We start from the raw sequence: 25,746 nt of genomic DNA on the forward strand, positions 1-25,746 counted from the left end.
CACCAGTAGGCAGTAAGCAGTATCCAGTTTAACTTTACTGAATACTGTTTACTCAAAACTGATTACTACATAAAAAGTATTATGGCTAGAAATAATGATAAGAATACAGTACAGAGGTTTAACAAGATCTCTATAGGTTTAGCTTCTCCTGAGTCGATTCTTGCCGAGTCACGCGGAGAGGTCCTAAAGCCTGAAACTATCAATTATCGTACGCACAAACCCGAGAGGGATGGGCTTTTTTGTGAGCGTATTTTTGGTCCTGTAAAGGATTATGAATGTGCCTGCGGAAAGTACAAAAGGATCCGTTACAAAGGGATCGTGTGTGATAGGTGTGGTGTAGAGGTAACCGAAAAGAAAGTGCGTAGAGATCGTGTAGGACATATTAACCTTGTGGTCCCTGTTGCGCATATCTGGTACTTCCGTTCTTTACCAAACAAAATTGGCTACCTGCTTGGTCTTCCGTCTAAGAAATTAGACATGATCATTTACTACGAAAGATACGTGGTAATTCAGCCGGGTATTGCCAAGAATGAAGATGGATCGCCGTTGAAGAAGATGGATTTCCTAACCGAAGAAGAGTACCTGAATATATTAGATACTCTTCCGCAGGAAAACCTGTATCTGGATGAAAATGATCCTAACAAATTTATCGCTAAAATGGGTGCCGAGTGTCTTATCGATATCCTGCAGCGAATTGATCTTGATTCTCTTTCATATGAATTAAGACACAAAGCAAATAACGAAACTTCAAAGCAGCGTAAAACTGAAGCTCTTAAAAGACTTCAGGTTGTGGAAGCACTTCGTGATGCTAACAAAAACCGCGAGAACCGTCCCGAGTGGATGATCATGAAAGTAATTCCAATTATTCCGCCGGAATTGCGTCCATTGGTGCCGCTTGATGGAGGGCGTTTCGCAACTTCAGATCTTAACGACCTTTATCGTAGGGTAATTATTCGTAACAACCGTTTGAAGAGATTGATGGAGATTAAAGCTCCTGAAGTGATCCTTCGTAACGAGAAGCGTATGCTTCAGGAATCTGTGGATTCGTTGTTCGATAACACCCGTAAGTCGTCAGCAGTAAAAACTGATTCCAACAGGCCATTGAAATCCCTTTCTGATTCCTTAAAAGGTAAGCAAGGGCGTTTCCGTCAAAACCTGCTTGGTAAGCGTGTGGATTATTCAGCACGTTCGGTAATTGTTGTGGGACCTGAGTTGAAGTTCTACGAGTGTGGTCTTCCAAAAGACATGGCAGCCGAACTTTACAAGCCTTTCGTGATCAGAAAACTGATCGAAAGAGGGATTGTTAAGACTGTGAAATCTGCCAAGAAGATTATAGATAAAAAAGAACCTGTTGTTTGGGATATTCTCGAGAATGTGTTGAAAGGACATCCTGTGTTGCTAAACCGGGCTCCAACCCTTCACAGACTTGGTATCCAGGCATTCCAGCCTAAACTTATTGAAGGTAAGGCGATCCAGTTGCACCCGCTTGCGTGTACTGCATTCAACGCCGATTTTGATGGGGATCAAATGGCTGTTCACCTTCCGCTGGGGCCAGAGGCTATCCTTGAGGCACAGCTGTTGATGCTGGGATCTCACAACATTTTGAACCCTGCTAACGGATCTCCGGTGACTGTTCCTTCTCAGGATATGGTGCTTGGTCTTTATTATATGACCAAGTCAAGAAAATCTACAGAAGAAAGAGCAGTAAAGGGAGAAGGTCTAACCTTCTATTCTCCGGAAGAGGTGGTAATCGCCTACAACCAGAAAATGGTTGAGCTAAACGCCATTATCAAGATCCGTACTAAAGATTTTAATGAAGCTGGTCACCTGGTGAACCAAATCATTGAAACTACTGTAGGTAGAGTATTATTTAACCAGGCAGTGCCGGAAAAAGCCGGATTTATCAACGAAGTACTTACTAAAAAGTCTCTTCGTGATATCATCGGACGTATCCTTAAGGTAACCAGCGTACCGGAAACTGCTGAATTCCTTGATGCTATTAAGGAAATGGGTTATGGATTCGCATTCCGTGGAGGTTTATCTTTCAGCCTGGGAGATATTATTATTCCGGAAGAGAAGCAGTCTATGATCGATGATGCTAATGAGCAGGTAGAATCCATCATTGGAAACTACAACATGGGTCTTATCACCAATAATGAACGTTACAACCAGGTTATTGACATCTGGACTTCTACGAACGCCGGCTTAACGGAATTAGCCATGAAGCGTATCCGTGAAGATCAGCAAGGATTTAACTCGGTATACATGATGCTTGACTCTGGTGCAAGGGGATCTAAAGAACAGATCCGTCAGTTGACCGGTATGCGTGGTTTGATGGCTAAGCCTAAAAAATCTACTTCTGGGGGTGGAGAAATTATCGAGAACCCGATCCTTTCTAACTTTAAGGAAGGTCTTTCGATCCTTGAATACTTTATCTCTACTCACGGTGCACGTAAAGGTCTTGCCGATACGGCTCTTAAAACTGCCGATGCAGGGTACCTTACCCGTCGTCTTGTCGACGTTTCACAGGATGTGATCATCAATGAAGAGGATTGTGGTACTTTGAGAGGTGTTGATGTATCTCCGCTTAAGAAGAACGAAGAGATCGTTGAGTCACTTGGAGAGCGTATCTTAGGTAGAACTGCACTTCATGATGTTTACAACCCGTTGACCAATGAATTATTGGTAGCTTCAGGTATTGAAATCGATGAAGATGTTGTTAAGAAAATTACCGAAGCCCCGATTGAAAGCGTTGAAGTAAGATCTGCGCTTACCTGTGAGGCTAAAAAAGGTATTTGTGTGAAATGTTACGGCCGTAACCTTGCTACCAATAAAACGGTACAAAGAGGGGAAGCGGTTGGAGTTGTAGCTGCCCAGTCCATTGGAGAACCGGGAACTCAGCTTACCCTTCGTACCTTCCACGTGGGTGGTATTGCAGGAAACATTTCTGAAGAAAATAAATTGATCGCGAAGTTTCCCGGAATTGCAGAGATCGAAGATCTTAAAATCGTAAAAGGAGAAGCTCCTGACGGTAGTGAGGCAGAGATCGTTATTTCGAGAACTTCAGAATTGAAACTGAAAGATGAGAAGTCGGGAATCGTACTTAGTACAAGTAACATTCCTTACGGATCACAGATCTTTATCAAGAATGGAGACAAAGTTTCCAAAGACGAAGTGATTTGCCAGTGGGATCCTTATAATGGGGTGATCATTTCAGAATTTGCCGGTAAGATCAAATATGAGAATATCGAGCAAGGGGTGACATACCAGGTGGAAATCGATGAGCAAACAGGATTCCAGGAAAAAGTAATTTCTGAATCCCGTAACAAGAAATTGATCCCAACCCTGCAGATCCTTGGAAAGAAAGACGAAGTAATTCGTTCTTATAACCTTCCTGTTGGTGCTCACCTTATGGTGGATAACGACGAAAAGATCAAAGTAGGTAAGATTCTGGTTAAGATTCCACGTAAGTCTTCAAAGTCCGGGGATATTACAGGAGGTCTTCCAAGGGTGACTGAGCTTTTCGAAGCACGTAATCCATCTAACCCTGCTGTTGTAAGTGAGATCGACGGAGTTGTTTCCTTCGGAAAGATCAAACGTGGTAACCGTGAGATCATCATCGAATCTAAACTTGGAGAAGTTAAGAAGTATCTTGTGAAACTTTCTAACCAGATCCTGGTTCAGGAGAATGACTACGTACGTGCCGGAATGCCGTTATCTGACGGGTCTGTTACTCCAGAAGATATCCTGGCGATCAAAGGACCAAGCGCTGTACAGCAGTATCTTGTGAACGAAGTTCAGGAAGTTTACCGACTACAAGGGGTGAAGATCAATGATAAGCACTTTGAAGTAGTTGTAAGACAGATGATGCGTAAAGTAAGGATCGTTGATCCGGGTGATACAATCTTCCTTGAGAACCAGCTGGTTCATAAGGATGACTTTACCCAGGAGAACGACGAGATCTTTGGAATGAAAGTTATCGAGGATGCAGGAGATTCAGAAAACCTGAAACCGGGACAACTTGTAACTCCTCGTGAGTTGAGAGATGAGAATTCTATTCTTAGAAGAGAGGACAAGAATCTTGCAACTGCGAGAGATGTGACTCCGGCAACGGCGACTCCTATTCTTCAGGGTATCACGAGAGCATCACTTCAAACCAAGTCGTTCATATCTGCGGCGTCCTTCCAGGAAACTACGAAGGTACTTAACGAGGCAGCTGTAAGCGGTAAGGTTGATGAACTTGAGGGACTAAAAGAAAATGTTATTGTTGGTCATAGAATTCCTGCAGGTACAGGTCTTCGTGAATACGAACATATCATTGTTGGTTCTAAAGAAGAATTTGACGAAATGCTTGAGAAAAAGCAGGAAGTAAATTATAATTAAGAAGGAAGGCTGCTTTTGCAGCCTTTTCTTTTGAATTAAATCCCGGTCTCACTGGCCGGGATTTTTTTGTACTTTTAGTTTAAATTAAATATCAACAATGAGCGACCAAAACAACAACAATCCAAAAAAGCCAAAAAAAGGGCAGATCAATATAGAACTTGACGAAAAGGTAGCCGAGGGGACCTATTCAAACCTTGCAATCATCAACCATTCGGTTTCAGAATTCGTGGTGGATTTTGTAAGTATCATGCCGGGAACTCCTAAAAGTAAAGTCAAATCGAGGATCATCCTAACTCCTCAACATGCAAAAAGGCTTTTAAAAGCCCTTGCTGATAATGTAAACAGGTTTGAGAAAGCTCATGGGGAGATCAAAGATTATGAGCAGCCGCCAATTCCACTTAATTTCGGTCCCACAGGACAGGCTTAAATACAATGTAAGGTCCGATTTGCAAAAAACTTTTTTTCTGCTGATCTTTTTACTGCTATTCTCCTATACCGGATGAATTTGCTATACGAAATCATCACTTGTGAATTTTTAGGTAGGGGAAGAATGTAGTGGGCACTGCTTATGTTCTTTGAGCCACCTTTGTAGATGTACCTGCATACTGCGCTTCTTGAAGACTGCAGAAATAGGAACCTGAAAAAGACATTTTTGACACCTCTTAAAACCTGAAGCTTTTGCTTCAGGTTTTTTATGCCTCAATAGGTTGATCTTCCTGATATCCTTACTCTGAATTATTTTTTTACCCCCGTATGTAAAACCAAAGGAAACTTTTTTAACTTTGTATCTCAAAGTGCTTTTTAAATGAAAAAAGAACAGGATTATATAAAAGATATCACAGAGATACGTTCTATGATGGAGCGCTCTACAAAGTTTTTATCTTTAACCGGCATTTCGGGAGTTATGGCCGGTATTTATGCTTTAATAGGAGCATATCTTGTGTATCGGTTTTTCTACCGGAATTCCTCAACCGACTTCTTTACTACTGTAACCGGAGGGGAAATAAACGGAAGCCTTTGGAATATGATCTTCCTTGCATTTGCAGTGCTGATATTGTCGGTGGGAACTGCTGTTTTTTTCTCTTTTAAAAAAGCCGGTAAAAGTGGGGAAAAACTGTGGAATGCAAGCGCCCGGAGGTTAATAATAAATATGGCCATTCCATTGGTAGCAGGTGGTCTGTTGACCCTTGTTTTTCTCACAAAGGGATTGTTTGCTTTAGTTATTCCGGTAACTCTCATTTTTTATGGACTTGCTTTGACAAATGCAGGAAAGTTCACTTTTGAAGAGATGAAATCCCTGGGGATCATCCAGATCTTTCTGGGACTGTTAGCCGCTTATTTCTTGGAGTTTTCTCTTTTATTCTGGGCTTTTGGATTTGGTGTAATGCACATCTTGTATGGGATTTATATGCACCTGAAATACGAGAAATGAAAACGATCATAGATGGTTTATATAAAGCATTCGAAAACCGGGTGCGTCTTGGAATAATGGCTGCGCTCGCCGTAAATGAAACCCTGGAATTTACTGCTCTTAAAGAGTACCTGGATGTGACTGACGGCAATTTGGCGAGCCATATGAAAGCCCTGGAAAAGGAAAAATTTGTGGGAGTAAAAAAATCTTTTATCGATCGTAAACCTAATACCAGATATTATATGACCACACAAGGGAAGAAGGCTTTTGAGGAGCATCTAAACACTCTGGAGTCTATTATTAAAGCACAAAAATAAAAGCCTATTTTTTTATTTATCAACTTTGAAATTCAAAGTACTTTATAGAATTGCTAATTAAATTTTTTATTCACTTTAAAACTACAATTATGGATCACAAAAATGAATTTACTTCACAGGTGGGTTTTGATGCTACCCTTGCAAAAAGAATGTTGATTGGTGCAGGAATAGCCCTGGTATTTATCGCAATTTTTCTTTTCGGCGCAACCCCCAAACCCGAATGGTCGCCGTATTGGATCTTACGACCTTTTATCATTGTTCCTTTAGCGGGAGCCTTTGGAGGGGCTTTTTATCATTTCATGGGAATTCCCCGTTCCCGGGGAGGTCTTGTAAAGGCCCTGAGCATTCTCTTTAGCTTTATAGGTTATGTAGTCATTGTTTGGCTTGGAACGGTGCTGGGATTCGATGGAACCTTTTTCGATTAATCAATAACAATATTTTAAATCATGAAAACCATGAAAGCCCAAATTTTATCCGGACTTAATGATCCGGCACAACTTGAGCATTTATACCGCAGCAATAAAAGTTCTTTTAAGCGGGAGTTTATTGAATTATATCCCGAGATTAAAGACACTTCTCTGGCGGCTTTTTGGAAGGAACGTCTTTCCTTTTCAGGAGAGGAGATCAACTGGGGATCCGCCAAGGAAATATTCCTGGTGCTTCTGGGTATTATTATAACCGGTTTAACTGCAAAATTACCTGCCTTCTTCGGAATTGACGAAGATTTTTTCTATCCCAGAAATTCGGGCTTTATAGTTTTCCCTGTGCTTACAGCTTATTTCGCCTGGAAAAACAATTTGTCTAAAGGAAAAAGTATTGTTATTGCTTTGGCAATGTTTGCCGGACTTTTATATATAAATAGCCTTCCGGATTTTCCTGAGAGCGACACTCTTATCCTGGCCTGTATCCATCTTCTGATCTTTCTGTGGTTTCTCCTCAGTATTGCCTTTGTAGGCGAGGAGGAGGACACAAATGTCGGTCGATTAAGTTTTCTCAAATTTAATGGAGACCTGGTCGTACTCTCTGCTCTAATTTGTATTGCAGGAGGTATTGTAACAGCAGTAACAATTGGGCTCTTTCAACTCATTGGACTAAATATTGAAGAGTTTTACTTTCAGAATATAGTGGTTTTTGGACTTCCGGCAGTTCCTGTAATCGCCAGTTTTCTAAATAGTACCAATCCGCAACTGGTGGGAAAAGTTTCACCCGTGATTGCTCGCCTGTTCAGTCCTGTAGTGCTGGTGATGCTGGTAATCTACCTGGGAGCTATGGCATTTTCTGGCAAGGATCCTTACAGCGACCGGGAATTCCTGCTCATTTTCAATATTTTATTGATAGGAGTAATGGCCTTAATCTTTTTTTCTGTTGCAGAAACTTCCGGAAAAAGCAAATCCAAACCTGAGATTTATATATTGGTGTTGCTGTCTTTGGTTACCGTGGTAGTAAATGGGATCGCACTTTCTGCCATTCTGTTTCGCATTGCCGAGTGGGGAATCACTCCAAACCGCCTGGCGGTACTGGGTGCAAATGTTCTTATCCTGGTGAACCTGCTCCTCGTAAGCTTTCAACTTCTTAAAGCTGCCTCAAAAAATTCACAGTTACACCAGGTAGGTAATATCATTGCCCGATACTTACCGGTATATTTTGTTTGGGCTATACTGGTAACCTTCCTGTTCCCATTAATATTCGGAATCAATTAAAATTCTAATGTTTTTAAACTGGTTCAGAAGTTATAATCTAAAAAATAATAAGAGTGAAGCTTTTATCGAAATTTGAACAATTCTACTACAAGGTAAAAGATAATGGGTGGTATTTCCTGTTCTCTATCTTTTGTCGTATAAGTCTCGCCTATGCTTTTATAGTCGCAGGTATAGTGAAGATCCTCGATGAAAGATTCGCCAGTGGGTTATCCACTCTACACCCTATGGGCGCCTATCTGGAAGCCTTACATCATACCGGTTACTATTATACGTTTATCGGAATCGCTCAGGTGCTCGCTGCCATTCTACTTTTGATACCAAGAACTGTAGCATTAGGTGCATTATTGTATTTCCCTATTATAGTGAATATCTGGATCTTGTCCTATGCTGTCAGGTTCGAGGGTTCTGTCATTACATCTCCACTAATGGTAATGGCCAATCTTTACCTCCTGGTTTGGAACTATGACAGGTTAAAATATCTTCTGCCCTTAAAGAATTTTCCTGCTCATGTTTTATTTCGGAAGCCAAACAAGTATAACTGGAAATTTCCCTATTTGTTTGTTTCAGGAGTAATTGTTGTAGTTGTTATGGCCGTTGCATTCGCTCAATATGGTCATGAGGTGATGCCCAGGAATTCTATGGCCGACTGTAGTGACCAGTTTGAAAACACTGAAAACGAGGCTGCCGGAAGAAAATTTTGCGGATGTATACATGAGCAGGGAGAAACGCTGGAGACATGCCTGGCGAATTTTGAAAGGGATAAGAAAAATTCCGGGTAAATGCTTTCAACTCAAAAAATCACATTCAGGTATGGAAAATGTTTTGAATAGGATTTGCTGTTGAAAGCTGGATAAAACGAAATGATATCATGAAAACGGAGGAGAAGATCTTAGGGGACAGAAATCAGGTTAATTTTGTCAAACCAACATCCATCGTAAGGCAAATATGGGGAAAAGGAGATACCATACTTTTCATCTTCGCCGGTGCGGCAGCCGAATTCGCTTTGAATAAAGCTGTAGACTGGCTCTACTTTAAAGGTAAACTTCCTGCCGATCCACTTGGCAGGTTGTTTTCTACGGTTTCCTATGCCCGCCAAATTGTTTTTGCAGATAAAACTTCAGCATTAAAAGCTATTGATGCTATTAACGCTATTCATGCTAACATTGAAGATGCACGCCGCCAAAAAATTCCCGATTGGGCTTACCGGGACGTTTTGTTCATGTTGATCGACTACTCCATAAGGGCTTTTGAGACAATGGAAAGGCAGCTTAATATTTCTGAAAAGGAGGAAGTATTTGATGTTTTTAACAGGGTTGGTAAACGCATGAGAATTACGGGACTTCCGGATAATTATTCTGAATGGACTCAGATGCGAAAGGGGCATCTGCAACATGATTTGAAATACAGTGATTTCACTAAGGATCTTTACTTACAGTATCGAAGACATCTTGGCGCGGTCCGGTATTTTCTCCTGCTGGAAACCCAAAATCTCATTTGCCCTGAAGAAGTACGTACTTTTTTAGGTTTTTCAACACGCTCGGCTCTAAATCCTTTGCTATGGATCTATAAACTAAGCAGATATGTGGGGCTCGATAAGGTTCTAAAAGCTATAATTTTGCCGAAAAAGTATAAAAAAGAGATTCGGTCCCTGGATGTTTTTACCGGCTGATCCTGTACCTCGAAAGCAATTTCTGCCATTTTTCTACTTAATACTTTAAATTGTAGGAAATAACTTAAATGATTTCTACGTTTGAATAAAAGAAATTTAAACTGAAATTATTTTTGAACCCGTTGCTCCCGAATAATCTAAGATGATCAGACACTTTCTTTTACTGATCTTCATTCTTTTTTTTGTTTCGGGCTTTTCTCAGGAGACCCTACTGAAAGGCAAAATTCTAACCGAAAGTTTACAGGGATCTTCCATTAATATTCTTAATCTTTCCCGTGGAATTGGAACCACCAACAACACCGAAGGGGAATTTGAGATCGCTGTTAGTTTGAATGATACAATCTATTTTTCTTCAATACAGTACGAACCAAGGGAAATAGTGGTTACAGAAGACCTGTTGAAAAGGGCATTTTTGACGGTGCTTCTTGTGGAGAAAATGAATGAACTGGACGAAGTAAGCATCAGTGATATTAGCCTGAGCGGGAATATAGCTACCGATTTAAAAAATATTCCCACTCTTACCCAGGCAGATCTGGGTTTTCCAATGTCTGATGTGCCAAGGCCAACCTCCATTGAACGGAAATTAAAAACAGCTTCCAACGTTAGTACGACTTCAGCGTATAATCCTCCCGGATTGGTGAATGTAAGCCTCGATGGAATCATCAACAGGTTGAACGGAAAAATTGCAATGCTTCAAAAAGCCGCAGCCAATGAAGATCTTTCCCAAACCGTGGATGCGGGAGTTGCTGCAATGCCGGTTTCCTTTTTTACAGACCTGGCAATTCCCGAAGACCGAATTCGGGACTTTGTTTATTATTGCGCCGAAGATGCTGAATTTTCTTCCCTTTTACCCGAAACCAAACGTTTTGAGCTCATCGCATATTTTCAAACGAAAGCCCCTGAATTTATTAAAGAGCGCATGTAACCGCGAGGACCAAATTCGAAGACAGATATTTCAATATTAGTCTTTTCTCCTTATTCTAATCTCCTGATTCTTATTTATACTCCGATACAAAATGAAATTTTATATTCGGGTACTTTTGTTGGGCCATTTGCAGGGAGAAAGCAGAGTCGGCCAGGAAGACGAGTTGTCCGCGTTTGTCGTGAGCCAGGTATTTTGATTTCACTCTTTTGAAGTCCTTGAATTCTTCACTTTTTGGATCCTTGGGTTCCACCCAGCAAGCTTTAAAAACGTTGAGATTTTCATAGGTACACTTTGCTCCATATTCGTGTTCCAACCTATATTGGATCACTTCAAACTGGAGTGCGCCCACGGTCCCTATAACCTTTCGGCCGTTCAGTTCCAGGGTAAAAAGCTGTGCCACACCTTCATCCATTAATTGATCGATCCCTTTTTCCAATTGTTTCGATTTCATGGGATCGGCATTATTGATATATCTAAAGTGTTCAGGAGAGAAACTGGGAATGCCTTTATATCGCAATTCTTCCCCTTCGGTTAGAGTATCCCCAATTTTGAAATTCCCGGTGTCATGGAGTCCCACGATGTCCCCGGGATAGGATACATCCACGATCTCCTTTCTTTCCGCAAAAAAGGCATTGGGACTGGAGAATTTCAGTTTTTTGTTGTGACGTACGTGTAGGTATGGCGTATTGCGTTCAAATTTTCCCGATACGATCTTAATAAATGCCAGCCTGTCCCTGTGCTTTGGATCCATGTTCGCATGGATCTTAAAGACGAAGCCTGTAAATTGATCTTCAGAAGGTTCAACCTTTCTCACGTCGCTTTCTTTTGGACGTGGGGGAGGGGCAATGCTTATGAAACAGTCCAGCAATTCCCGTACTCCAAAATTGTTTAGTGCCGATCCAAAGAAGACAGGTTGCAGATTTCCGTCAAGATATGCTTGTTTATCAAATTCTGGATAAACTCCCTGCGCCAGTTCCAGTTCTTCCCTAAGAGTTGTAGCGGCTTTTGAACCTATTAATTGATCAAGCTCTTCAGAAGCAAGATCAGAGATCTCTACAGTTTCCTCAATATCCTTTCGCGGATCACCGGTAAAAAGGTTTACGTTTTGCTCCCAGATATTATAGATCCCTTTGAAATCATAACCCATACCAATAGGAAAGCTGAGGGGAGTAACGGTAAGGTTGAGTTTTTGTTCGATTTCATCAAGCAGTTCGAAAGCATCTTTTCCTTCCCGGTCAAGTTTGTTGATGAACACAATCATGGGGATATTTCGCATACGGCACACCTCCACAAGCTTTTCGGTTTGTTCCTCAACCCCTTTCGCCACGTCAATCACCACGATCACACTATCTACAGCAGTAAGCGTTCTAAAGGTATCTTCGGCGAAATCCTTATGCCCCGGGGTATCGAGAATATTGATCTTGGTTCCCTGGTATTCAAAAGCGAGTACAGAGGTGGCTACAGAGATCCCACGTTGGCGCTCTATTTCCATAAAGTCACTGGTTGCCCCTTTTTTGATCTTGTTAGACTTCACAGCCCCCGCTTCCTGGATGGCACCCCCAAAAAGCAAAAGTTTTTCGGTTAGTGTGGTCTTACCGGCATCGGGGTGAGAAATGATCCCAAAGGTCCTGCGTCTCTTGATCTCTTCTGAAAACTTCATATTTGTATTTAAGGCTGCAAAGATAATTATTTGATCGTGAATTTAATGCTCAAAGCCTACACTCAATTTCATGGTTTTCTAAAGTGTCAAAAAGAGGATTTACCGGGTGTTTTTGTACATTTGAGACTCAAATTTTTGCAATGAAAGAAGAACAAGTGATCCTGGTAAATGAAAAAGATGAGCAAATAGGACTGATGCCGAAGATGGAAGCTCATGAAAAAGCTTTGTTACACCGGGCATTTTCTGTTTTTGTTTTTAATGATCAAAACGAACTCATGATACAGCAACGGGCACTGGGAAAATATCATTCTCCGGGATTATGGACCAACACCTGTTGCAGTCATCAACGGGAGGGAGAAAGCAATATAGAAGCCGGTAAAAGAAGGCTGCAGGAAGAAATGGGTTTTACTACAGAACTTAAGGATACTATCTCATTTATCTACAAAGCTCCTTTTGATAATGGTCTCACAGAACATGAATTTGATCACATTCTTGTGGGAAACTATAACGGAGAACCTGTTTTAAATCCGGAAGAAGCTCATGCATATAAATGGATTGGCCTGGAGGAGTTAAAGAAAGATATGAGTAAAAATCCTGATAATTATACTGAATGGTTTAAGATCATTTTTGACAAATACTACAAGCACATTCAGCAATGAGAGTAACGGTAAACAGAAAAGCACATTTTAACGCTGCGCACAGGTTGCACCGCAAGGATTGGGATGATGCAAAGAACAGTCGTGTCTTTGGCAAATGCAGTAATCCCAATTATCACGGTCACAATTATGAATTGATTGTTGCCGTTACCGGAAATATAAATCCTGAAACCGGCTTCGTGATGGATCTTAAAGATCTGAAGGAGCTAATCTACCAAAAGATCGAGCAGCCTTTTGATCATAAGAATCTGAACATTGAAGTTGCGGAATTTAGAGATCTTAATCCTACAGCTGAAAATATTGCAGTGGTGATATGGAACAAACTGAGAGCCGAACTGGAACCACACCTTGATCTTGAGGTGACCTTATATGAAACTCCCCGAAATTTTGTCACTTACCGGGGAGAGTAAAAAAAAATTTAAAAACTGTTTTTTGAAACGGGAAATAATGTAAATTCGCTGCTCAAAATTACGCGAAGCGATGGCGAACAGAAGAACATTAAAAAGAGATATCAATTACGTATTTGGAGACATTATTGAGGCGGCTTACCTGCACCAGATAACTCATCCGGATGAAGATCCTGCAAAATCTGAAGAGATCGTTGATGAAGCAATTTCAGATTTTGATGATTTGATAGGTAAGATGAACAAGAAAGATGTTGAAAACAGAAAACAACATTTTAAAGGAATAGAAAAGGAACTCGAGGCTAAGGCCAGAGGTCTTGTAGAAAAAATAAACGCTCTTTAAATAGAGCATTTGCCGATGTAGCTCAGCTGGCTAGAGCAGCTGATTTGTAATCAGCAGGTCGTGGGTTCGAGTCCCTCCATCGGCTCAAAAAACCTCCCTTTCCGGGAGGTTTTTTTATTGGAACAAGGGACGAGAAGTTTATCCCGAGTCCCGATAGCCATCGGGATCGAGGGAAGTCCCTCCATCGGCTCAAAAAGCCTCCCTTTTCGGGAGGTTTTTTTATTGGAACAAGGGACGAGAAGTTTATCCCGACTCCCGATAGCTATCGGGATCGAGGGGAGTCCCTCCATCGGCTCAAAAAGCCTCCCTTTTCGGGAGGTTTTTTTATTGGAACAAGGGACAAGGCGTAGTCGGGGGCATTTTTTATATGCTCAAAAACCTCCAATTTTTGGAGTATTTTTAGGAGGAAAATAGAAGGTAATCTCTGAATCCACGTTTTGAATAAGCAAGTGCGGCTTTAAGCTCCCAGACACGAGGCCGGAATTCGATTATTTGAATTCGTGCCTGGTAGCCCTTCCGAGTAAGTAGTTCTCCCTCCTAATTTTAAACAACAAAAAATCCCGCCGTTAAGCAGGATTTTGATATAATTTTATAAATAAGATATTATGCCTGAGGTGTAGAATCTGCGGCTGCTTTTTCCAGTTCTCTTCTTTCTTTCAGGAATTCCTCCAGGCTTTTTCCATAGCGGGAGTCCTTTACTTCAGGAGTGAGAGATTTATAGATGGTGTCCAGATATTTGATGTTGGCGTCATAGACTTCAGAAATCGCTAAATAAGGAGCGAGCTCCATATTTTTGTTATTTACAGCGAAGTTTACTGTAAATAGATAGCGTCTCTTCAGCAGGCTTTCAAATTCCTTATTTGTGGAATCTATATTTTCCATATCCTGTTCCTGCTGTGCTACCAGATTTTTCTGTATCAATTCAAGATTTCTATTATTGAATTGCTGCATCATCGTTTGGAATTCCACATACTTCTTTTGATTTTCGGAACCTTCAACTATGGCATCTACTTCAAAGTTTTTCAAAGTAGTATTAATGACCATTTCCCCGGGTTCAGCAAAAAACATGATCCTGTCATCATAGATGCTGTTGTCCTTTTTGTTAAGGTAGAGGTACATCACCTGGACCCCGTCGGTAAAAGTTTCAAATTTAAAATTTTCATTTCCCTTGACTATAACAGAATCAATAGTCACTAAAGTGGAGTCTTCAATTTTTTGAAGGTACAAAGTTCCTTTTTTCAATCCCTGAACTTTCCCTTCTATGAGCAGGTTCTTCTCTTCTTTAGAACAAGCCACCATAAGGCTTAGGGCAACAATAAATAATCCTAATCTTTTCATGTATATGTTGTGATAAAATGCGGGCAAAGATGCTAAAAAAATATTAGTGGAGTTTATCCTCCGGCAGCAATTTGCATTAAAATTGTACTTAAAATGGCTCCATAAGTTCCCACCACATATCCAAACACTGCAAGCAATACTCCTACAGTTGCCAGAGAAGGGTGAAAGGCAGCTGCCACAACAGGGGCAGAGGCAGCACCACCAACGTTGGCCTGGCTTCCAACTGCAAGGAAGAAGTATGGCGCTTTAATGATCTTGGCTACCAGGATTAGGAGTCCCGCATGAATCGCCATCCACACAAGTCCTATTCCTATGAGTCCGGGATTATCAAAAACCATGGTTAAATCCATCTTCATACCAATGGTCGCTACCAGGAAATATATAAAGACGCTTCCAAGCTTACTTGCGCCGGCACCTTCATACTCTTTAGCTTTTGTAAAGGATAGTATAATTCCTACTGCTGTGGCAATGGAGATCATCCAAAAGAAGGAGGAGGCAAAAGAGGACAGAGCCGATTTATTATCCCTAAAGGCTTCATAGTTTTCTGTAAGAAACACCGAAATGCCATCTGCGCTCCAGTGGGCAAAACCAACCGCACCAAAAGCCAGGGCCAACATTACCATAAGATCTGCCAGGGATGGATTTCGGGTAACGCTATCGGCATAGGCAGTCACTTTTTTCTTTAGGGTCTCAATGGCAGAATTATCGGCTTTTAGCCACCTGTCAATTCCGTCGCTTTTTCCGATTCCCATCAATAGAATTGCCATCCATATGTTAGCTACCACAATATCTACTAATACCATTCCTCCATAAAGGTCGGGATTATATTCAAAGATCTCCAGCATTGCCGCCTGGTTGGCACCGCCCCCTATCCAGCTTCCGGCAAGGGTAGATAACCCGCGCCAAACAGCATCGGGACCAACACCTCCCACAGTTTCAGGAGAAAAAGTAGCAATCAGCAATATTGCCAGCGGACCTCCAATGATGATCCCAATAGTTCCTGTGAAGAACATGATCAGGGCTTTTGGCCCCAGATTAAATATTGCCTTTAGATCGATACTAAGGGTCATGAGCACCAGGGAAGCGGGGAGAAGATACCTGCTCGCAACAAAATAAAGTTGGGAGGTCTCATCAGAAATTATGTTCAGGGAGTTAAGTATGGCGGGGATGAGATAACACATCAACAGCGCCGGAACAACTTTATAAAACTTAAACCAGAAACCTTTTTCTTTTGAGGAAGTAATAAATACAAAACCGAGAGCCAGCATTAATAGTCCAAGAACGATGGCGTCGTTAGTAAAAATAGGGGGATTGTCCATAAATTGCCTTTAAGAACGGCAAAATACAATTTTTAGAAGTGTCTTAAAAATTTATTAAAATCAGGAAAGGTTAAAAATTTCCTGCAGGCTTTTTGCCACTCCGTCTTCCTTCCCGTGAGAGGTTACCTGCTTTGCGATCTCCAGGATCTCCGGTCTCGCATTCCCCACTGCAATTCCCAATCCGGCGGCTTTCAGCATTTCATAATCATTGTAGTTGTCTCCAAAAGCAATGCTATCATCCAGGGAGTATGAAAAATGGGATTTCAGAAGCAGTTTTATGGCGGTCAGTTTTGAAACTTCTTTATTGGCGATCTCCAGATAAGTGTCCTTTGATCGGTAGAGATGCAATTGATCTTTATAATTTTCAAAAAGATATTTTTCAATAGCGTCAATCTTAGGAGCATCACCCATTGCCATAATTTTATGTGCTCCTTTTTTAGTAGGTTCCCATTCCGCAAGCACGTCATCTACAGCCATTACCACGGGAGTGACTTTTGTGTTGTTTTACTCTCTTTTCGCCCATTGATCATTTTGTGGCACAAACCAGTGGGTGTTGTTATACAGGCTTAAATGGCAATTAACATCATTATTGAAATTGTGAAGGCCCTTAATTGTTTCCCATGGAATTTCTGCAGTGCTGATGATCTTTCCATCAACCAGAATGAGGGCCCCGTTGTAACAAATAATTGGCTGATGAGCAATATGCAGCTCTTCCTGAAGATGTTGCATAGCCTGAGGCATTCGGGAAGAGATAAGGACAATTGGTAGCCTTTTTTGAAGCTCCTGAAACACCTTAAGAGTGAGTGGTGATAACTCCCGGTCTTTATTTAGTAGGGTGCCATCAATGTCTGTAAAGATGATCTTCCAGCTCATTCAATGTTTTCGATGAATTCCACGAGTGTCGGAACTAATTCGGGATGTAAAGGCAGGGAGGCTTCATTATATGATTTTGAATTTTCCAGGTCATCACCCTCTATTTTCCGCAGGATATGGTTCATGTTTTCAAGGATCACCAATTCGGCTTCGGGATGAGCTTCCTGTAATTGCCTGGCTTCCTCTTTATCAACCTGCAGGTCATTGCTGCCGTTAATCAGCAGTACCGGAATTTCAAGCTTTGCGATCTCCTCCCGGGGATCAAACTTCATCCAGGATAGGATAAACGGTTGTACCGAAGGTCTAAAAATCGACTCCAGCACCGGATTGTAGCTGGAGCTACTCCCGTTTGTTCTCATTTCTCTGAAAGTCTGCTGCACATTTTCCTTTAAACCCGGCATTTGATTAGCGATCTGAACGGTAAGTATGCTGTCAATTGGTTGGGCTACCCCGGCGATTGAAACAAATCCATCAGCACGATCTTTTGCAGCCAACATACCAACAAGTGAGCCCTGGCTATGACCAAGAACGACTGTTTTATCAAATTTTTCGTTTTCCTGAAAATGATCTAATACACTTATAGCATCAGTCACAAAATCATCGAATCTCATATCCTTTTCCTGGATTTTCAGGCGTTGTGCCTGTAGGATCCGTTTGTCATAACGATAGCTGGCAATGCCATTTTCGGCAAGTTCAAGAGCCAGTTTTTTCAAGGCATCATTCTTCATAAAAGATTGATTCCCATTTCGGTCTGTAGGTCCCGAACCCTGCAACAGGATCACCAGGGGCATCTTTTCTTCGGAAACAGGGGTAACAAGTGTCCCTTTAATATATTCATTAATATCTATCTCCTGAGAGTTATAATGCTTCTCCTGTGCAAAGCCGGTTGCGCATAAGAAGAAAAGAAAAGAATAAAAGAAGTTTTTCATGGTTTTGAATAGTTAAAAGTAGTACCTCCGGGTACCTGTTTTTCCAATGCAACAAAAATACCGTTTAGGTAGAGATGCCTAAGGCTCAAAATTAGCATTTTTAAAGATACTTGATTATTCCCGATTTTTTTCTCCATCCAAAACTGGCAGGGAATTTGAAAAAGCTGAAAAAACTTCCTCCTTTTTCTATCTTTGAGGACCTAAAAAATACTACATATGAAAATTTATTTACTGGCTGTCTTTTTATTCGTTTCTACTTTCAGTTTTGCTTCAGAAAATGATTGGGGAAGAACAGGACACCGTGCTACAGGAGAAGTAGCAGAACAATATCTTACTAAAAAAGCAAAGCAAAAGGTAAGGGAGATCCTTAACGGCTCTAACCTTGCTTTTGTTTCTACTTATGGTGATGACATCAAAAGTGATCCCGCATACCGTAAGTATGGACCATGGCATTATGTCAACCTTGAAGCCGGGGAAACAAAATATACCAAAGAAAAAGCAAATCCGGACGGAGATCTGGTGCAGGCGATAAAAACTTGCGTGGCTGCGTTAAAAGATAAAAATTCTACAGCCGATGAAAAAGGATTTTACCTAAAGATGCTGGTGCATTTTGTGGGAGATCTTCATCAACCCTTGCACGCAGGCCGTGGGGAAGATAAGGGAGGAAATGATATACAGGTAAGATGGTTTGGAGACGGAAGCAACCTTCACCGCGTTTGGGATAGTGAGATGATCAATGATTTCCAGATGAGTTATTCAGAACTGGCACATAATTCAGATGAATTATCTAAGGCTGAGATTAGGGAGATCCAAAAAGGATCTGTTCTGGACTGGATGTATGAATCTAAAGAATTGGCGAATGAAGTTTACGCTTCTGTGGAGACGGGAGAAAAATTGGGATATGAATACATGTATGAATGGTTTCCGGTAGTCCATGACCAGCTTCAAAAAGGAGGTTTAAGGCTGGCGAAAATCCTTAATGAAATATTCGCTTAATCCAAGGTTTAAAAAATTTAAAGCCCGGACTACCAGTTCGGGCTTTTTTGTGCATTGTTTTTCTAAAGGAAAGATATTAACAAACCTTTAATAAAATTTTTAGGTTTTTTTAATTCTTCTTGCATAAGACACTTAAAATAAATAATTTGGCTGCGCCCTATATTGAACTTTAACCGTAGAAAATTTGAGAAAAAACTACCTTCTCTGTGTTTTTGGTGTTTTTCTTTGTCTCCCGGGATATGCTCAATCTCCGGCTGAAACCTATAAAGACAGCACTACCTATCTGGCCCGGGCAGCCGGTAAGGCTCTGGATGACTACGATTTTAATCGTTCAATAGAGCAATCTCTGCTGCTTATCGATCTGGCTTCTAAAAAAGAAGATTTTAATAAGTTAAACCATGGTTATAACCTGTTGGGTATAACTTATGAAATGCTTGAGGATAGCATAAGAGCTAAAGAAAATTATCTAAAAGCCCTCGAATATGCCAGGTTGAGTTCAAATGATACGCTGCTCTGGTATGCCTATAATAATTTGGGCAATGTATATTCTTCTAATAAAAATACTGTACATAAAGGTTTCGAGTATTACAGAAAAGCCATAGCCATTGCATCTAAAAATCCTGATGAACCCCAGGTGCTTATCCCTGTAGTTAATATTGCCTGGACACTTCTTGAAAATGATGAATTTGATAGTGCGTATCCTTATTTAAAAAGGGCAGAAGGTCTTTTAAAAGATGAAGAGGATGTAGTCACCCGCAGTAATCTTAATACGCTCTATGGGATGTACTACTCGGGAATGGAAGATTATGACAGGTCCAGAACCTATTTTGAAAAGGGAATTGCAATTGCCGAAAAGGATTCTCTCATTGTAGAGGCTTCTTTTGCTTACGAGGAATTTGCTGATATGCTTTTTAAAAGCAAGGATTATAATGCCGCTTATGTTGCCCTGGATAAACATCAGGAATATCGGGAAAAGATCTTTTCCCGGGAAAAGAATTTGCAGCGGGAGGCAGTATACGAAAGGTTTCAAACAAAAGTATATAAAAAGGACCTGGAGGCAGCCCGCAGGGAGCAACTTTACAAGGATGAGGTGCTCAAGAAAACTCAGCAATTATCTGCAATAATGGTAATCTCTCTGGTGGTCATGTTCTTCTTTCTCATCTTGTTATTCAGGAATAACAGGATAAGGAAAAGGTTAATAGGACAGTTGCGGGATAAAAATGTTGAATTAAAAGAAGCAAAGGAAGAAGCAGAGCGCCTTTCAAATCTTAAGACCCGCTTTTTTTCTACTGTGAGCCATGAATTGAGAACCCCGCTTTACGGAGTGGTAGGTTTGGCTTCTCTCTTGCTGGAAGAGAACAAAGATGAAAACCAGAGCGATGATCTTAAATCTCTGAAATTCTCTGCAGACTACCTGTTGGCGCTGATCAATGATGTGTTGCAGATGAACAAGATGGAATCCAATCTGGTACATCTTGAAAATGTCACTTTTAATATCCATGAATTATTTCAGGGAATTCTTAAGTCCTTTGAGATTAACCGAAATCAAAAGGATATAAAAATGGAATTGCAGATAGATCCTGAAATACCTTACCTGGTAGGAGACTCTATGAGGTTGTCCCAGATCATGATGAACTTAGTGGGGAATGCGGTTAAGTTTACTGAAAGAGGAAGGGTCTGGATCAAAGCCGAAAATTTGAAATGCAGGGAAAATTACTGCCGAATCAGATTTGAAGTGGGCGATACCGGCATTGGAATACCCCCCAATAAACAGGAGGAAATTTTTGAAGAATTTTCTCAGTTAAAGAACCAGAACCTCAATTACCAGGGTACAGGCCTTGGATTGCCTATTGTGAAAAAACTTTTGAAGCTGTTCAATTCTGAAATTGAGGTTTCAAGCGTTGAAGGCGAAGGCTCTGTCTTTACTTTTGAAATAGAATTTTTGCAGGGTGCTGAAGCAGAAAGTATTAAACACCTTAGCAGTTCTCCCATAGAGAACGAACCAAGGTTAATAAGAAAAATTCTCATTGTGGATGATAATCGTATCAACCAGTTAGTGACCCAAAGGATACTCGAAAAAAGGGATTTCAAGTGTCTCCTCGCTGCCAGTGGAGAGGAAGCCCTTGATATCATAAAGCTGGAACAGCTGGACATCGTGTTAATGGACGTAAATATGCCCGGAATGAACGGTATGGAAACTACCATGAAGATCAGGGAGTTTGATGCACATCTTCCCGTGATCGCCTTAACGGCTGTTGAGGTAGGAGAGATGCGGGAAGAGATCCTTAAAGCCGGAATGAACGATATCATTAATAAACCTTATGATATCCCCCAGTTCTTTAATACTATCTTTAGGAATCTATTACAGACGGTAACGCCAACGGCGGTATGAGGTTCCAGGTTTCAAGTTCCAAGTTTAAGGTCCGAATTCAAGATTTAAGGTTCAAAATTCCGGATTCGTTAGGCTGTTTATCTGGGTTCTTTGAAAACAAGTGACGGCAACTTTTAACTTATCTCAATAAAAAAGCCGCTTCTCCGGTTGTGGGGAAGCGGCTTTTTTGAAAACATCATATTTTACTTGATCATCTCAAAGCTACGCTTGATAAAAGAAGTCAATTCTTCTCCTTTTAAAAGGTTCTGTGAAAGACGTGCAAGGTCCAGAGACTGTTTGATAAGCCTTTCCTGTTTCTTTTCGGTCTTGGTGTTCAGAATTTCGGAAATAAGCGGGTGGTTCGTATTTACCACCAGGTTATACATTTCGGGCATGTTCCCCATTCCAAACATTCCGCCGCCACCGGTTTGCTGCATTTCTTTCATCCTTCTCATAAATTCCGGCTGAGTGATTAGCAGCGGTGCAGCATTTGAATCCATTGCTTCCAGCTGTACTGTATACTTTTCTTTTGGGATTACCTTTTCAAAATCTCCTTTTAGCTTCTCTTTTTCCTCGTCAGAAAGTTTAGAGATCTTTTCATCATCTTTTTTGATCAAGTTATCCACGTGATCTGCATCTACACGGGCAAAAGTGACTTTTTCCTCACTCATTTCCAGCTTCTGCATCAGGTGAGAGACGATAGGTGAGTCTAAAAGAAGTACTTCGTATCCTTTTTCTTTCGCAGCTTCAATGTAGCTGTGCTGGTCATCTTTATTGGAAGCGTAAAGCAATACCTTGTTACCATCTTTGTCGGTCTGGTTTTCTTTTACCTTTTCAATAAATTCAGCAAAAGTGAAATACTTATCATCAACAGTAGGGTAAAGGGCGAAATCTTTTGCTTTGTCGAAGAATTTGTCTTCAGAAAGCATTCCATATTCGATCACGATCTTAATGTCATTCCACTTCTTCTCGAAATCTTCGCGGTTGTTGTTGAAAAGCGCTTTCAGCTTATCTGCTACCTTACGGGTAATGTAGCTGGAGATCTTTTTCACAGCGCCATCTGCCTGCAGGTAAGAGCGGGAAACGTTCAGCGGAATATCCGGAGAATCGATCACCCCTCTCAGCATCGTAAGGAATTCCGGGACAATTCCTTCAACATTGTCTGTGACGAACACCTGATTTTGATACAGCTGGATCTTGTCCTTCTGTATGTTCATATCACGAGACATTTTTGGGAAGTAAAGAATTCCGGTAAGGTTAAATGGATAATCTACGTTAAGGTGAATGTGGAACAAAGGCTCTTCAAACTGCATTGGATAAAGTTCCCTGTAGAAATCCTTATAATCTTTATCTTCTAATTCTGTTGGCTGCTTGGTCCATGCAGGGTTTGGGTTATTAATAATGTCATCAACAACTTTTGTTTCAGGTTTTGCATCTTCGGGAGCATCTTCAGGAAGCGGAATCTCCTCTTCTCTTGTTCCAAATTTTATTGGAATAGGCATGAACTTGTTGTACTTGGTCAACAGTTCTCTAATTCTGCCTTCTTCCAAAAACTCCTTGTCATCTTCATTGATGTGAAGGATGATATCTGTTCCGTGCTCTTTTTTATCTGCTTCTTCTAAGGTAAACTCTGTAGTTCCCTCATTGATCCAGTGTGCTGCCGGTGCGTCCTTGTAAGATTTGGTGATGATCTCTACTTTATTGGCTACCATGAAGGCAGAGTAGAAACCTAAACCGAAGTGGCCAATGATCCCGCTGTCTTTTGCTGAATCCTTATATTTTTCAAGAAATTCCTCAGCTCCGGAAAAAGCTACCTGGTTGATGTATTTCTCAACCTCTTCTTTTGTCATTCCAATTCCCTGGTCGCTAATGATGAGCTGCTTTTTCTCCTTATCGATCTTTACTTCAATAACAGGATTTCCATATTCAACTTTTGCTTCCCCAATGCTGGTAAGATGCTTTAGTTTTAATGTTGCATCTGTAGCGTTGGAGATCAATTCTCTTAAAAAGATCTCATGATCACTGTAAAGAAACTTCTTTATTAAAGGAAAGATGTTTTCAACAGATACGTTAATGTTTCCGGTTGCCATATATTTTTAAATTTAATTTATATCGTTCGTCCTGTTAAGTCAAAAAAAGTACCAATAGGAGTCCGCTGACAAACTGACAGCAGTAATGAAAAGATATATTTTGCGACTACCTCCATAATCCACATTAACCACAATTAATAGATTTTTGTTTAAATATTTTTATTATAACTTAAACAAAAATTGTATCTTCGTAACTGATTATAAAACAAAGTGATGACAACAGAAGAACAACAAATAGAGCAGAATGAAAATTTGTCCCGGGAGAAACTAATCGAGATGTACATGGAATATGTTCTGGAGAATGAAGAAGAGCCACGAACAGTCTATAAGTTCTGTAAAATTAACGGTATAACTGAAGCAGATTTCTATCAATTCTTCGGAAGTTTTGAAGGTCTGAAAAAGGGAATTTGGGAACGTTTTTTTGAACATACTCTCGAGGTAATGCAGAGTAGCCGGGAATATGCAACTTATGGCAATAGGGAAAAAATGCTTACTCTATATTTTACCTTTTTTGAAATCCTTACTGCCAATAGGAGCTATGTCTTATTTACCCTGAAGAACAAACAGTCCATGCTCAATAATATGGTAGAGTTGAAGGGGCTGCGACGTGAGGTGAGGAATTATGCAGTAGATCTTATTCGTCTCGAGAATGAAAACAAACAGGTTAAACTGCTGAAGAGATCTGAAACTATTTTTTCTGAAGCTGCCTGGATACAATTGATATTCCTGCTTAAATTCTGGATGGATGATAATTCACCTCAGTTTGAAAGCACAGATGTTGCGATCGAAAAATCTGTAAATACAGTTTTTGATGTTTTTGACAATACTCCGTTAGAAAGAGTTCTTGATCTTGGAAAATTCCTTTGGAAAGAGAGAATGGCTTAAACTTGAATAACATCAGCTTAGGCATGGGCCCGCTGCCGGTTTACCCCCTACTATTCCGGTTGGCGGGTTTTTTAAATACAAATGATATGAAAACTATAGATAAGATACCCACCGGCAAACTTAGTCGTACCGGGAAAATGGTACAGACAGGAATAAAGGTGGGAGGAAATTACCTTAAATACTATTCAAAAAAGGCAATAAATGGAGACCTTTCCCGTGATGAACTGGATGAGAATAACGCTGAAGACATCTACAACGGCCTCAAAAGCCTCAAAGGTAGTGCTCTAAAGGTGGCGCAAATGCTTTCTATGGAGAAGAGCCTTCTTCCCAATGCCTATGTGGAAAAGTTTAGCCTGGCACAATTCAGCGTACCTCCACTTTCGGCACCCCTGGTAAGGAAAACCTTTAAAAAATATCACGGGCAATATCCGGATGAACTTTTTGACACTTTTTCCGCAGAGTCCGTGAACGCCGCCAGTATTGGGCAGGTACATAGAGCAACTAAAGATGGGAAAGAGTTAGCTGTTAAGATTCAATACCCCGGAGTGGCCGATAGTATAAGTTCAGATCTCGCTATGGTTAAACCCATTGCTATAAAGATGTTCAACCTGCAGGGAAAGGATTCCGAAAGATATTTTAAAGAAGTGGAAGGCAAGCTGCTGGAGGAAACAGATTATAAATTAGAGGTTCAGCAAAGCATTGAGATCTCAAAAGCCTGCAGCCATATTCCAAACCTAAGATTTCCGCAGTATTATCCTGAACTCTCCAGCGCCAGAATCATTACTATGGACTGGATGAACGGGAAGCATCTTAGTGATTTTGCCAAACAGAACAGAGATCAGGAATTAGCAGATAAATTAGGGCAGGCGCTATGGGATTTTTATATGTATCAAATGCATATCCTTAAGGCCGTACATGCAGATCCTCATCCCGGAAATTTTCTTGTGGATGAAGAGGGAAATCTCATCGCTATCGATTTTGGATGTGTAAAGCAGGTTCCTGAAGACTTTTACAAACCCTATTTTGAACTTGCCGACAAGGATAAGATCAACGATCCTGAATTTTTTAATGCCCGTCTTTTTCAACTGGAGATCCTTCGGAAAGACGATAACCCCAGGGAAATCGAATTTTTTTCAGCCTTGTTCTATGAAATGCTGAATTTGTTCACGTCGCCTTTTCATGGGGAAGACTTCGATTTTTCCAATGAAGATTTCTGGAGCTCAGTGACTGCTTTAAGTGAAAAGTATAGTAAAGATCAGGAGCTGCGAAAAATGAACGGAAACCGGGGCAGTAAGCATTTCCTTTATATTAACCGAACCTTCTTTGGTTTGTATAACCTTCTTCATGATCTTGGCGCCACCGTGAAAATCAACAGATTCAAACAATATTCTTAAAGATCATCTATATAATGATAACAGACCGGGTTTTTTTAACCCGGTTTTTTTATTCCTGTTATTATAAAACTAAAATTTCATTC

Annotated in this window: 21 protein-coding genes, 1 tRNA gene and 1 pseudogene; 17 read left to right on the plus strand and 6 right to left on the minus strand. The window is 40.7% G+C overall.

The features are described 5' to 3' along the window. Positions 1–81: 81 nt before the first annotated feature. The 9 genes from rpoC (at position 82) to CRO16_RS12735 (ending at position 10,405) form a co-directional block, all read left to right on the plus strand. Positions 82–4,383, plus strand: a complete 4,302-nt coding sequence (rpoC, locus tag CRO16_RS12690; protein WP_097056748.1) for a DNA-directed RNA polymerase subunit beta' — start codon at positions 82–84, stop codon at positions 4,381–4,383. Between the two features lie 97 nt (positions 4,384–4,480). After that, entirely contained in the window at positions 4,481–4,810 is a 330-nt protein-coding gene (locus CRO16_RS12695; RefSeq protein ID WP_097056749.1) for a DUF3467 domain-containing protein, read from the plus strand. A gap of 378 nt (positions 4,811–5,188) precedes the next feature. Further along, positions 5,189–5,815 (plus strand): hypothetical protein, encoded by a 627-nt coding sequence (locus CRO16_RS12705; protein ID WP_097056751.1) that lies wholly within the window; start codon positions 5,189–5,191, stop codon positions 5,813–5,815. Further along, positions 5,812–6,111 carry a winged helix-turn-helix domain-containing protein gene (locus CRO16_RS12710; RefSeq protein WP_097056752.1) on the plus strand — a complete coding sequence of 100 codons (300 nt, stop codon included), beginning with the start codon at positions 5,812–5,814 and terminating at the stop codon, positions 6,109–6,111. The genes CRO16_RS12705 and CRO16_RS12710 overlap by 4 nt, the downstream gene beginning before the upstream one ends. Before the next feature lie 89 nt (positions 6,112–6,200). Next, positions 6,201–6,536, plus strand: coding sequence for a potassium transporter KefB (locus CRO16_RS12715; protein ID WP_097056753.1), 336 nt, complete (start codon positions 6,201–6,203; stop codon positions 6,534–6,536). A 30-nt stretch (positions 6,537–6,566) separates the two neighbouring features. Next, positions 6,567–7,811, plus strand: a complete 1,245-nt coding sequence (locus CRO16_RS12720; protein WP_097056819.1) for a hypothetical protein — start codon at positions 6,567–6,569, stop codon at positions 7,809–7,811. A 53-nt stretch (positions 7,812–7,864) separates the two neighbouring features. Further along, positions 7,865–8,590, plus strand: a complete 726-nt coding sequence (locus CRO16_RS12725) for a hypothetical protein (RefSeq protein ID WP_097056754.1) — start codon at positions 7,865–7,867, stop codon at positions 8,588–8,590. An 89-nt stretch (positions 8,591–8,679) separates the two neighbouring features. Beyond that, the gene (locus CRO16_RS12730) at positions 8,680–9,480 is read left to right on the plus strand and encodes an oxygenase MpaB family protein (RefSeq protein WP_097056755.1); all 801 of its coding nucleotides are present in this window, start codon (positions 8,680–8,682) and stop codon (positions 9,478–9,480) included. Between the two features lie 142 nt (positions 9,481–9,622). Further along, on the plus strand, positions 9,623–10,405 hold the full coding sequence (locus CRO16_RS12735) for a peptidase associated/transthyretin-like domain-containing protein (RefSeq protein WP_097056756.1): 783 nt from the start codon (positions 9,623–9,625) through the stop codon (positions 10,403–10,405). 70 nt (positions 10,406–10,475) lie between these two features. On the opposite strand, the gene CRO16_RS12740 is transcribed toward CRO16_RS12735, so the two are convergent. Then, on the minus strand, positions 10,476–12,065 hold the full coding sequence (locus tag CRO16_RS12740) for a peptide chain release factor 3 (protein ID WP_097056757.1): 1,590 nt from the start codon (positions 12,063–12,065) through the stop codon (positions 10,476–10,478). Positions 12,066–12,205: 140 nt separating this feature from the next. Here CRO16_RS12740 and idi point away from each other — a divergent pair, with 140 nt between their 5' ends. From idi to CRO16_RS12760, 4 genes are all read left to right on the plus strand, one after another. Continuing rightward, positions 12,206–12,724 carry an isopentenyl-diphosphate Delta-isomerase gene (gene idi / locus CRO16_RS12745; protein ID WP_097056758.1) on the plus strand — a complete coding sequence of 173 codons (519 nt, stop codon included), beginning with the start codon at positions 12,206–12,208 and terminating at the stop codon, positions 12,722–12,724. After that, a complete protein-coding gene (locus tag CRO16_RS12750) occupies positions 12,721–13,131 on the plus strand; it encodes a 6-pyruvoyl trahydropterin synthase family protein (RefSeq protein ID WP_097056759.1) in 411 nt (136 codons plus the stop codon). Before idi ends, CRO16_RS12750 begins: the two co-directional genes overlap by 4 nt. A gap of 70 nt (positions 13,132–13,201) precedes the next feature. Beyond that, positions 13,202–13,468: a hypothetical protein gene (locus CRO16_RS12755; protein WP_097056760.1), complete on the plus strand. Its 267-nt coding sequence runs from the start codon at positions 13,202–13,204 to the stop codon at positions 13,466–13,468. An 11-nt stretch (positions 13,469–13,479) separates the two neighbouring features. Next, positions 13,480–13,553, plus strand: a tRNA-Thr gene (locus CRO16_RS12760). A 518-nt stretch (positions 13,554–14,071) separates the two neighbouring features. Here the strand turns inward: CRO16_RS12760 and CRO16_RS12770 are convergent. The 4 genes and pseudogenes from CRO16_RS12770 to CRO16_RS12785 form a co-directional block, all read right to left on the minus strand. Next, complete coding sequence (locus CRO16_RS12770) at positions 14,072–14,806, minus strand: DUF4369 domain-containing protein (RefSeq protein WP_097056762.1); 735 nt, start codon at positions 14,804–14,806, stop codon at positions 14,072–14,074. A 53-nt stretch (positions 14,807–14,859) separates the two neighbouring features. Further along, entirely contained in the window at positions 14,860–16,125 is a 1,266-nt protein-coding gene (locus tag CRO16_RS12775) for a DUF819 family protein (RefSeq protein ID WP_097056763.1), read from the minus strand. 60 nt (positions 16,126–16,185) lie between these two features. Continuing rightward, positions 16,186–16,998 (minus strand): annotated as a pseudogene (locus CRO16_RS12780) (Cof-type HAD-IIB family hydrolase). Continuing rightward, a complete protein-coding gene (locus tag CRO16_RS12785; RefSeq protein ID WP_097056764.1) occupies positions 16,995–17,927 on the minus strand; it encodes an alpha/beta hydrolase family protein in 933 nt (310 codons plus the stop codon). The pseudogene CRO16_RS12780 and the gene CRO16_RS12785 overlap by 4 nt, the downstream one beginning before the upstream one ends. 216 nt (positions 17,928–18,143) lie before the next feature. On the opposite strand from CRO16_RS12785, the gene CRO16_RS12790 reads away from it, so the two are divergent. Together CRO16_RS12790 and CRO16_RS12795 are read left to right on the plus strand one after the other, a co-directional pair. After that, positions 18,144–18,923, plus strand: a complete 780-nt coding sequence (locus tag CRO16_RS12790) for a S1/P1 nuclease (RefSeq protein WP_097056765.1) — start codon at positions 18,144–18,146, stop codon at positions 18,921–18,923. A gap of 184 nt (positions 18,924–19,107) precedes the next feature. Next, complete coding sequence (locus CRO16_RS12795) at positions 19,108–21,315, plus strand: response regulator (RefSeq protein ID WP_245859045.1); 2,208 nt, start codon at positions 19,108–19,110, stop codon at positions 21,313–21,315. 182 nt (positions 21,316–21,497) lie between these two features. Here the strand turns inward: CRO16_RS12795 and htpG are convergent, their stop codons facing one another. Next, on the minus strand, positions 21,498–23,384 hold the full coding sequence (gene htpG / locus CRO16_RS12800; protein ID WP_097056766.1) for a molecular chaperone HtpG: 1,887 nt from the start codon (positions 23,382–23,384) through the stop codon (positions 21,498–21,500). Positions 23,385–23,597: 213 nt separating this feature from the next. Here htpG and CRO16_RS12805 point away from each other — a divergent pair, with 213 nt between their 5' ends. Together CRO16_RS12805 and CRO16_RS12810 are read left to right on the plus strand one after the other, a co-directional pair. Next, positions 23,598–24,269 carry a TetR/AcrR family transcriptional regulator gene (locus CRO16_RS12805; protein WP_097056767.1) on the plus strand — a complete coding sequence of 224 codons (672 nt, stop codon included), beginning with the start codon at positions 23,598–23,600 and terminating at the stop codon, positions 24,267–24,269. An 86-nt stretch (positions 24,270–24,355) separates the two neighbouring features. Further along, positions 24,356–25,663, plus strand: a complete 1,308-nt coding sequence (locus CRO16_RS12810) for an ABC1 kinase family protein (RefSeq protein WP_097056821.1) — start codon at positions 24,356–24,358, stop codon at positions 25,661–25,663. Positions 25,664–25,746 lie beyond the last annotated feature (83 nt).

The organism is Salinimicrobium sediminis (assembly GCF_900215295.1).
GTDB classification, from domain to species: domain Bacteria; phylum Bacteroidota; class Bacteroidia; order Flavobacteriales; family Flavobacteriaceae; genus Salinimicrobium; species Salinimicrobium sediminis.

What these genes read in the sequence shown, in the direction of transcription:
- rpoC (WP_097056748.1), top strand. Translation starts at nt 82, where the DNA reads ATGGCTAGAAATAATGATAAGAATACAGTACAGAGGTTTAACAAGATC.
- CRO16_RS12695 (WP_097056749.1), top strand. Translation starts at nt 4,481, where the DNA reads ATGAGCGACCAAAACAACAACAATCCAAAAAAGCCAAAAAAAGGGCAG.
- CRO16_RS12705 (WP_097056751.1), top strand. Translation starts at nt 5,189, where the DNA reads ATGAAAAAAGAACAGGATTATATAAAAGATATCACAGAGATACGTTCT.
- CRO16_RS12710 (WP_097056752.1), top strand. Translation starts at nt 5,812, where the DNA reads ATGAAAACGATCATAGATGGTTTATATAAAGCATTCGAAAACCGGGTG.
- CRO16_RS12715 (WP_097056753.1), top strand. Translation starts at nt 6,201, where the DNA reads ATGGATCACAAAAATGAATTTACTTCACAGGTGGGTTTTGATGCTACC.
- CRO16_RS12720 (WP_097056819.1), top strand. Translation starts at nt 6,567, where the DNA reads ATGAAAGCCCAAATTTTATCCGGACTTAATGATCCGGCACAACTTGAG.
- CRO16_RS12730 (WP_097056755.1), top strand. Translation starts at nt 8,680, where the DNA reads ATGAAAACGGAGGAGAAGATCTTAGGGGACAGAAATCAGGTTAATTTT.
- CRO16_RS12735 (WP_097056756.1), top strand. Translation starts at nt 9,623, where the DNA reads ATGATCAGACACTTTCTTTTACTGATCTTCATTCTTTTTTTTGTTTCG.
- CRO16_RS12740 (WP_097056757.1), bottom strand. Translation starts at nt 12,065, where the DNA reads ATGAAGTTTTCAGAAGAGATCAAGAGACGCAGGACCTTTGGGATCATT.
- idi (WP_097056758.1), top strand. Translation starts at nt 12,206, where the DNA reads ATGAAAGAAGAACAAGTGATCCTGGTAAATGAAAAAGATGAGCAAATA.
- CRO16_RS12750 (WP_097056759.1), top strand. Translation starts at nt 12,721, where the DNA reads ATGAGAGTAACGGTAAACAGAAAAGCACATTTTAACGCTGCGCACAGG.
- CRO16_RS12755 (WP_097056760.1), top strand. Translation starts at nt 13,202, where the DNA reads ATGGCGAACAGAAGAACATTAAAAAGAGATATCAATTACGTATTTGGA.
- CRO16_RS12770 (WP_097056762.1), bottom strand. Translation starts at nt 14,806, where the DNA reads ATGAAAAGATTAGGATTATTTATTGTTGCCCTAAGCCTTATGGTGGCT.
- CRO16_RS12775 (WP_097056763.1), bottom strand. Translation starts at nt 16,125, where the DNA reads ATGGACAATCCCCCTATTTTTACTAACGACGCCATCGTTCTTGGACTA.
- CRO16_RS12785 (WP_097056764.1), bottom strand. Translation starts at nt 17,927, where the DNA reads ATGAAAAACTTCTTTTATTCTTTTCTTTTCTTCTTATGCGCAACCGGC.
- CRO16_RS12790 (WP_097056765.1), top strand. Translation starts at nt 18,144, where the DNA reads ATGAAAATTTATTTACTGGCTGTCTTTTTATTCGTTTCTACTTTCAGT.
- htpG (WP_097056766.1), bottom strand. Translation starts at nt 23,384, where the DNA reads ATGGCAACCGGAAACATTAACGTATCTGTTGAAAACATCTTTCCTTTA.
- CRO16_RS12805 (WP_097056767.1), top strand. Translation starts at nt 23,598, where the DNA reads ATGACAACAGAAGAACAACAAATAGAGCAGAATGAAAATTTGTCCCGG.
- CRO16_RS12810 (WP_097056821.1), top strand. Translation starts at nt 24,356, where the DNA reads ATGAAAACTATAGATAAGATACCCACCGGCAAACTTAGTCGTACCGGG.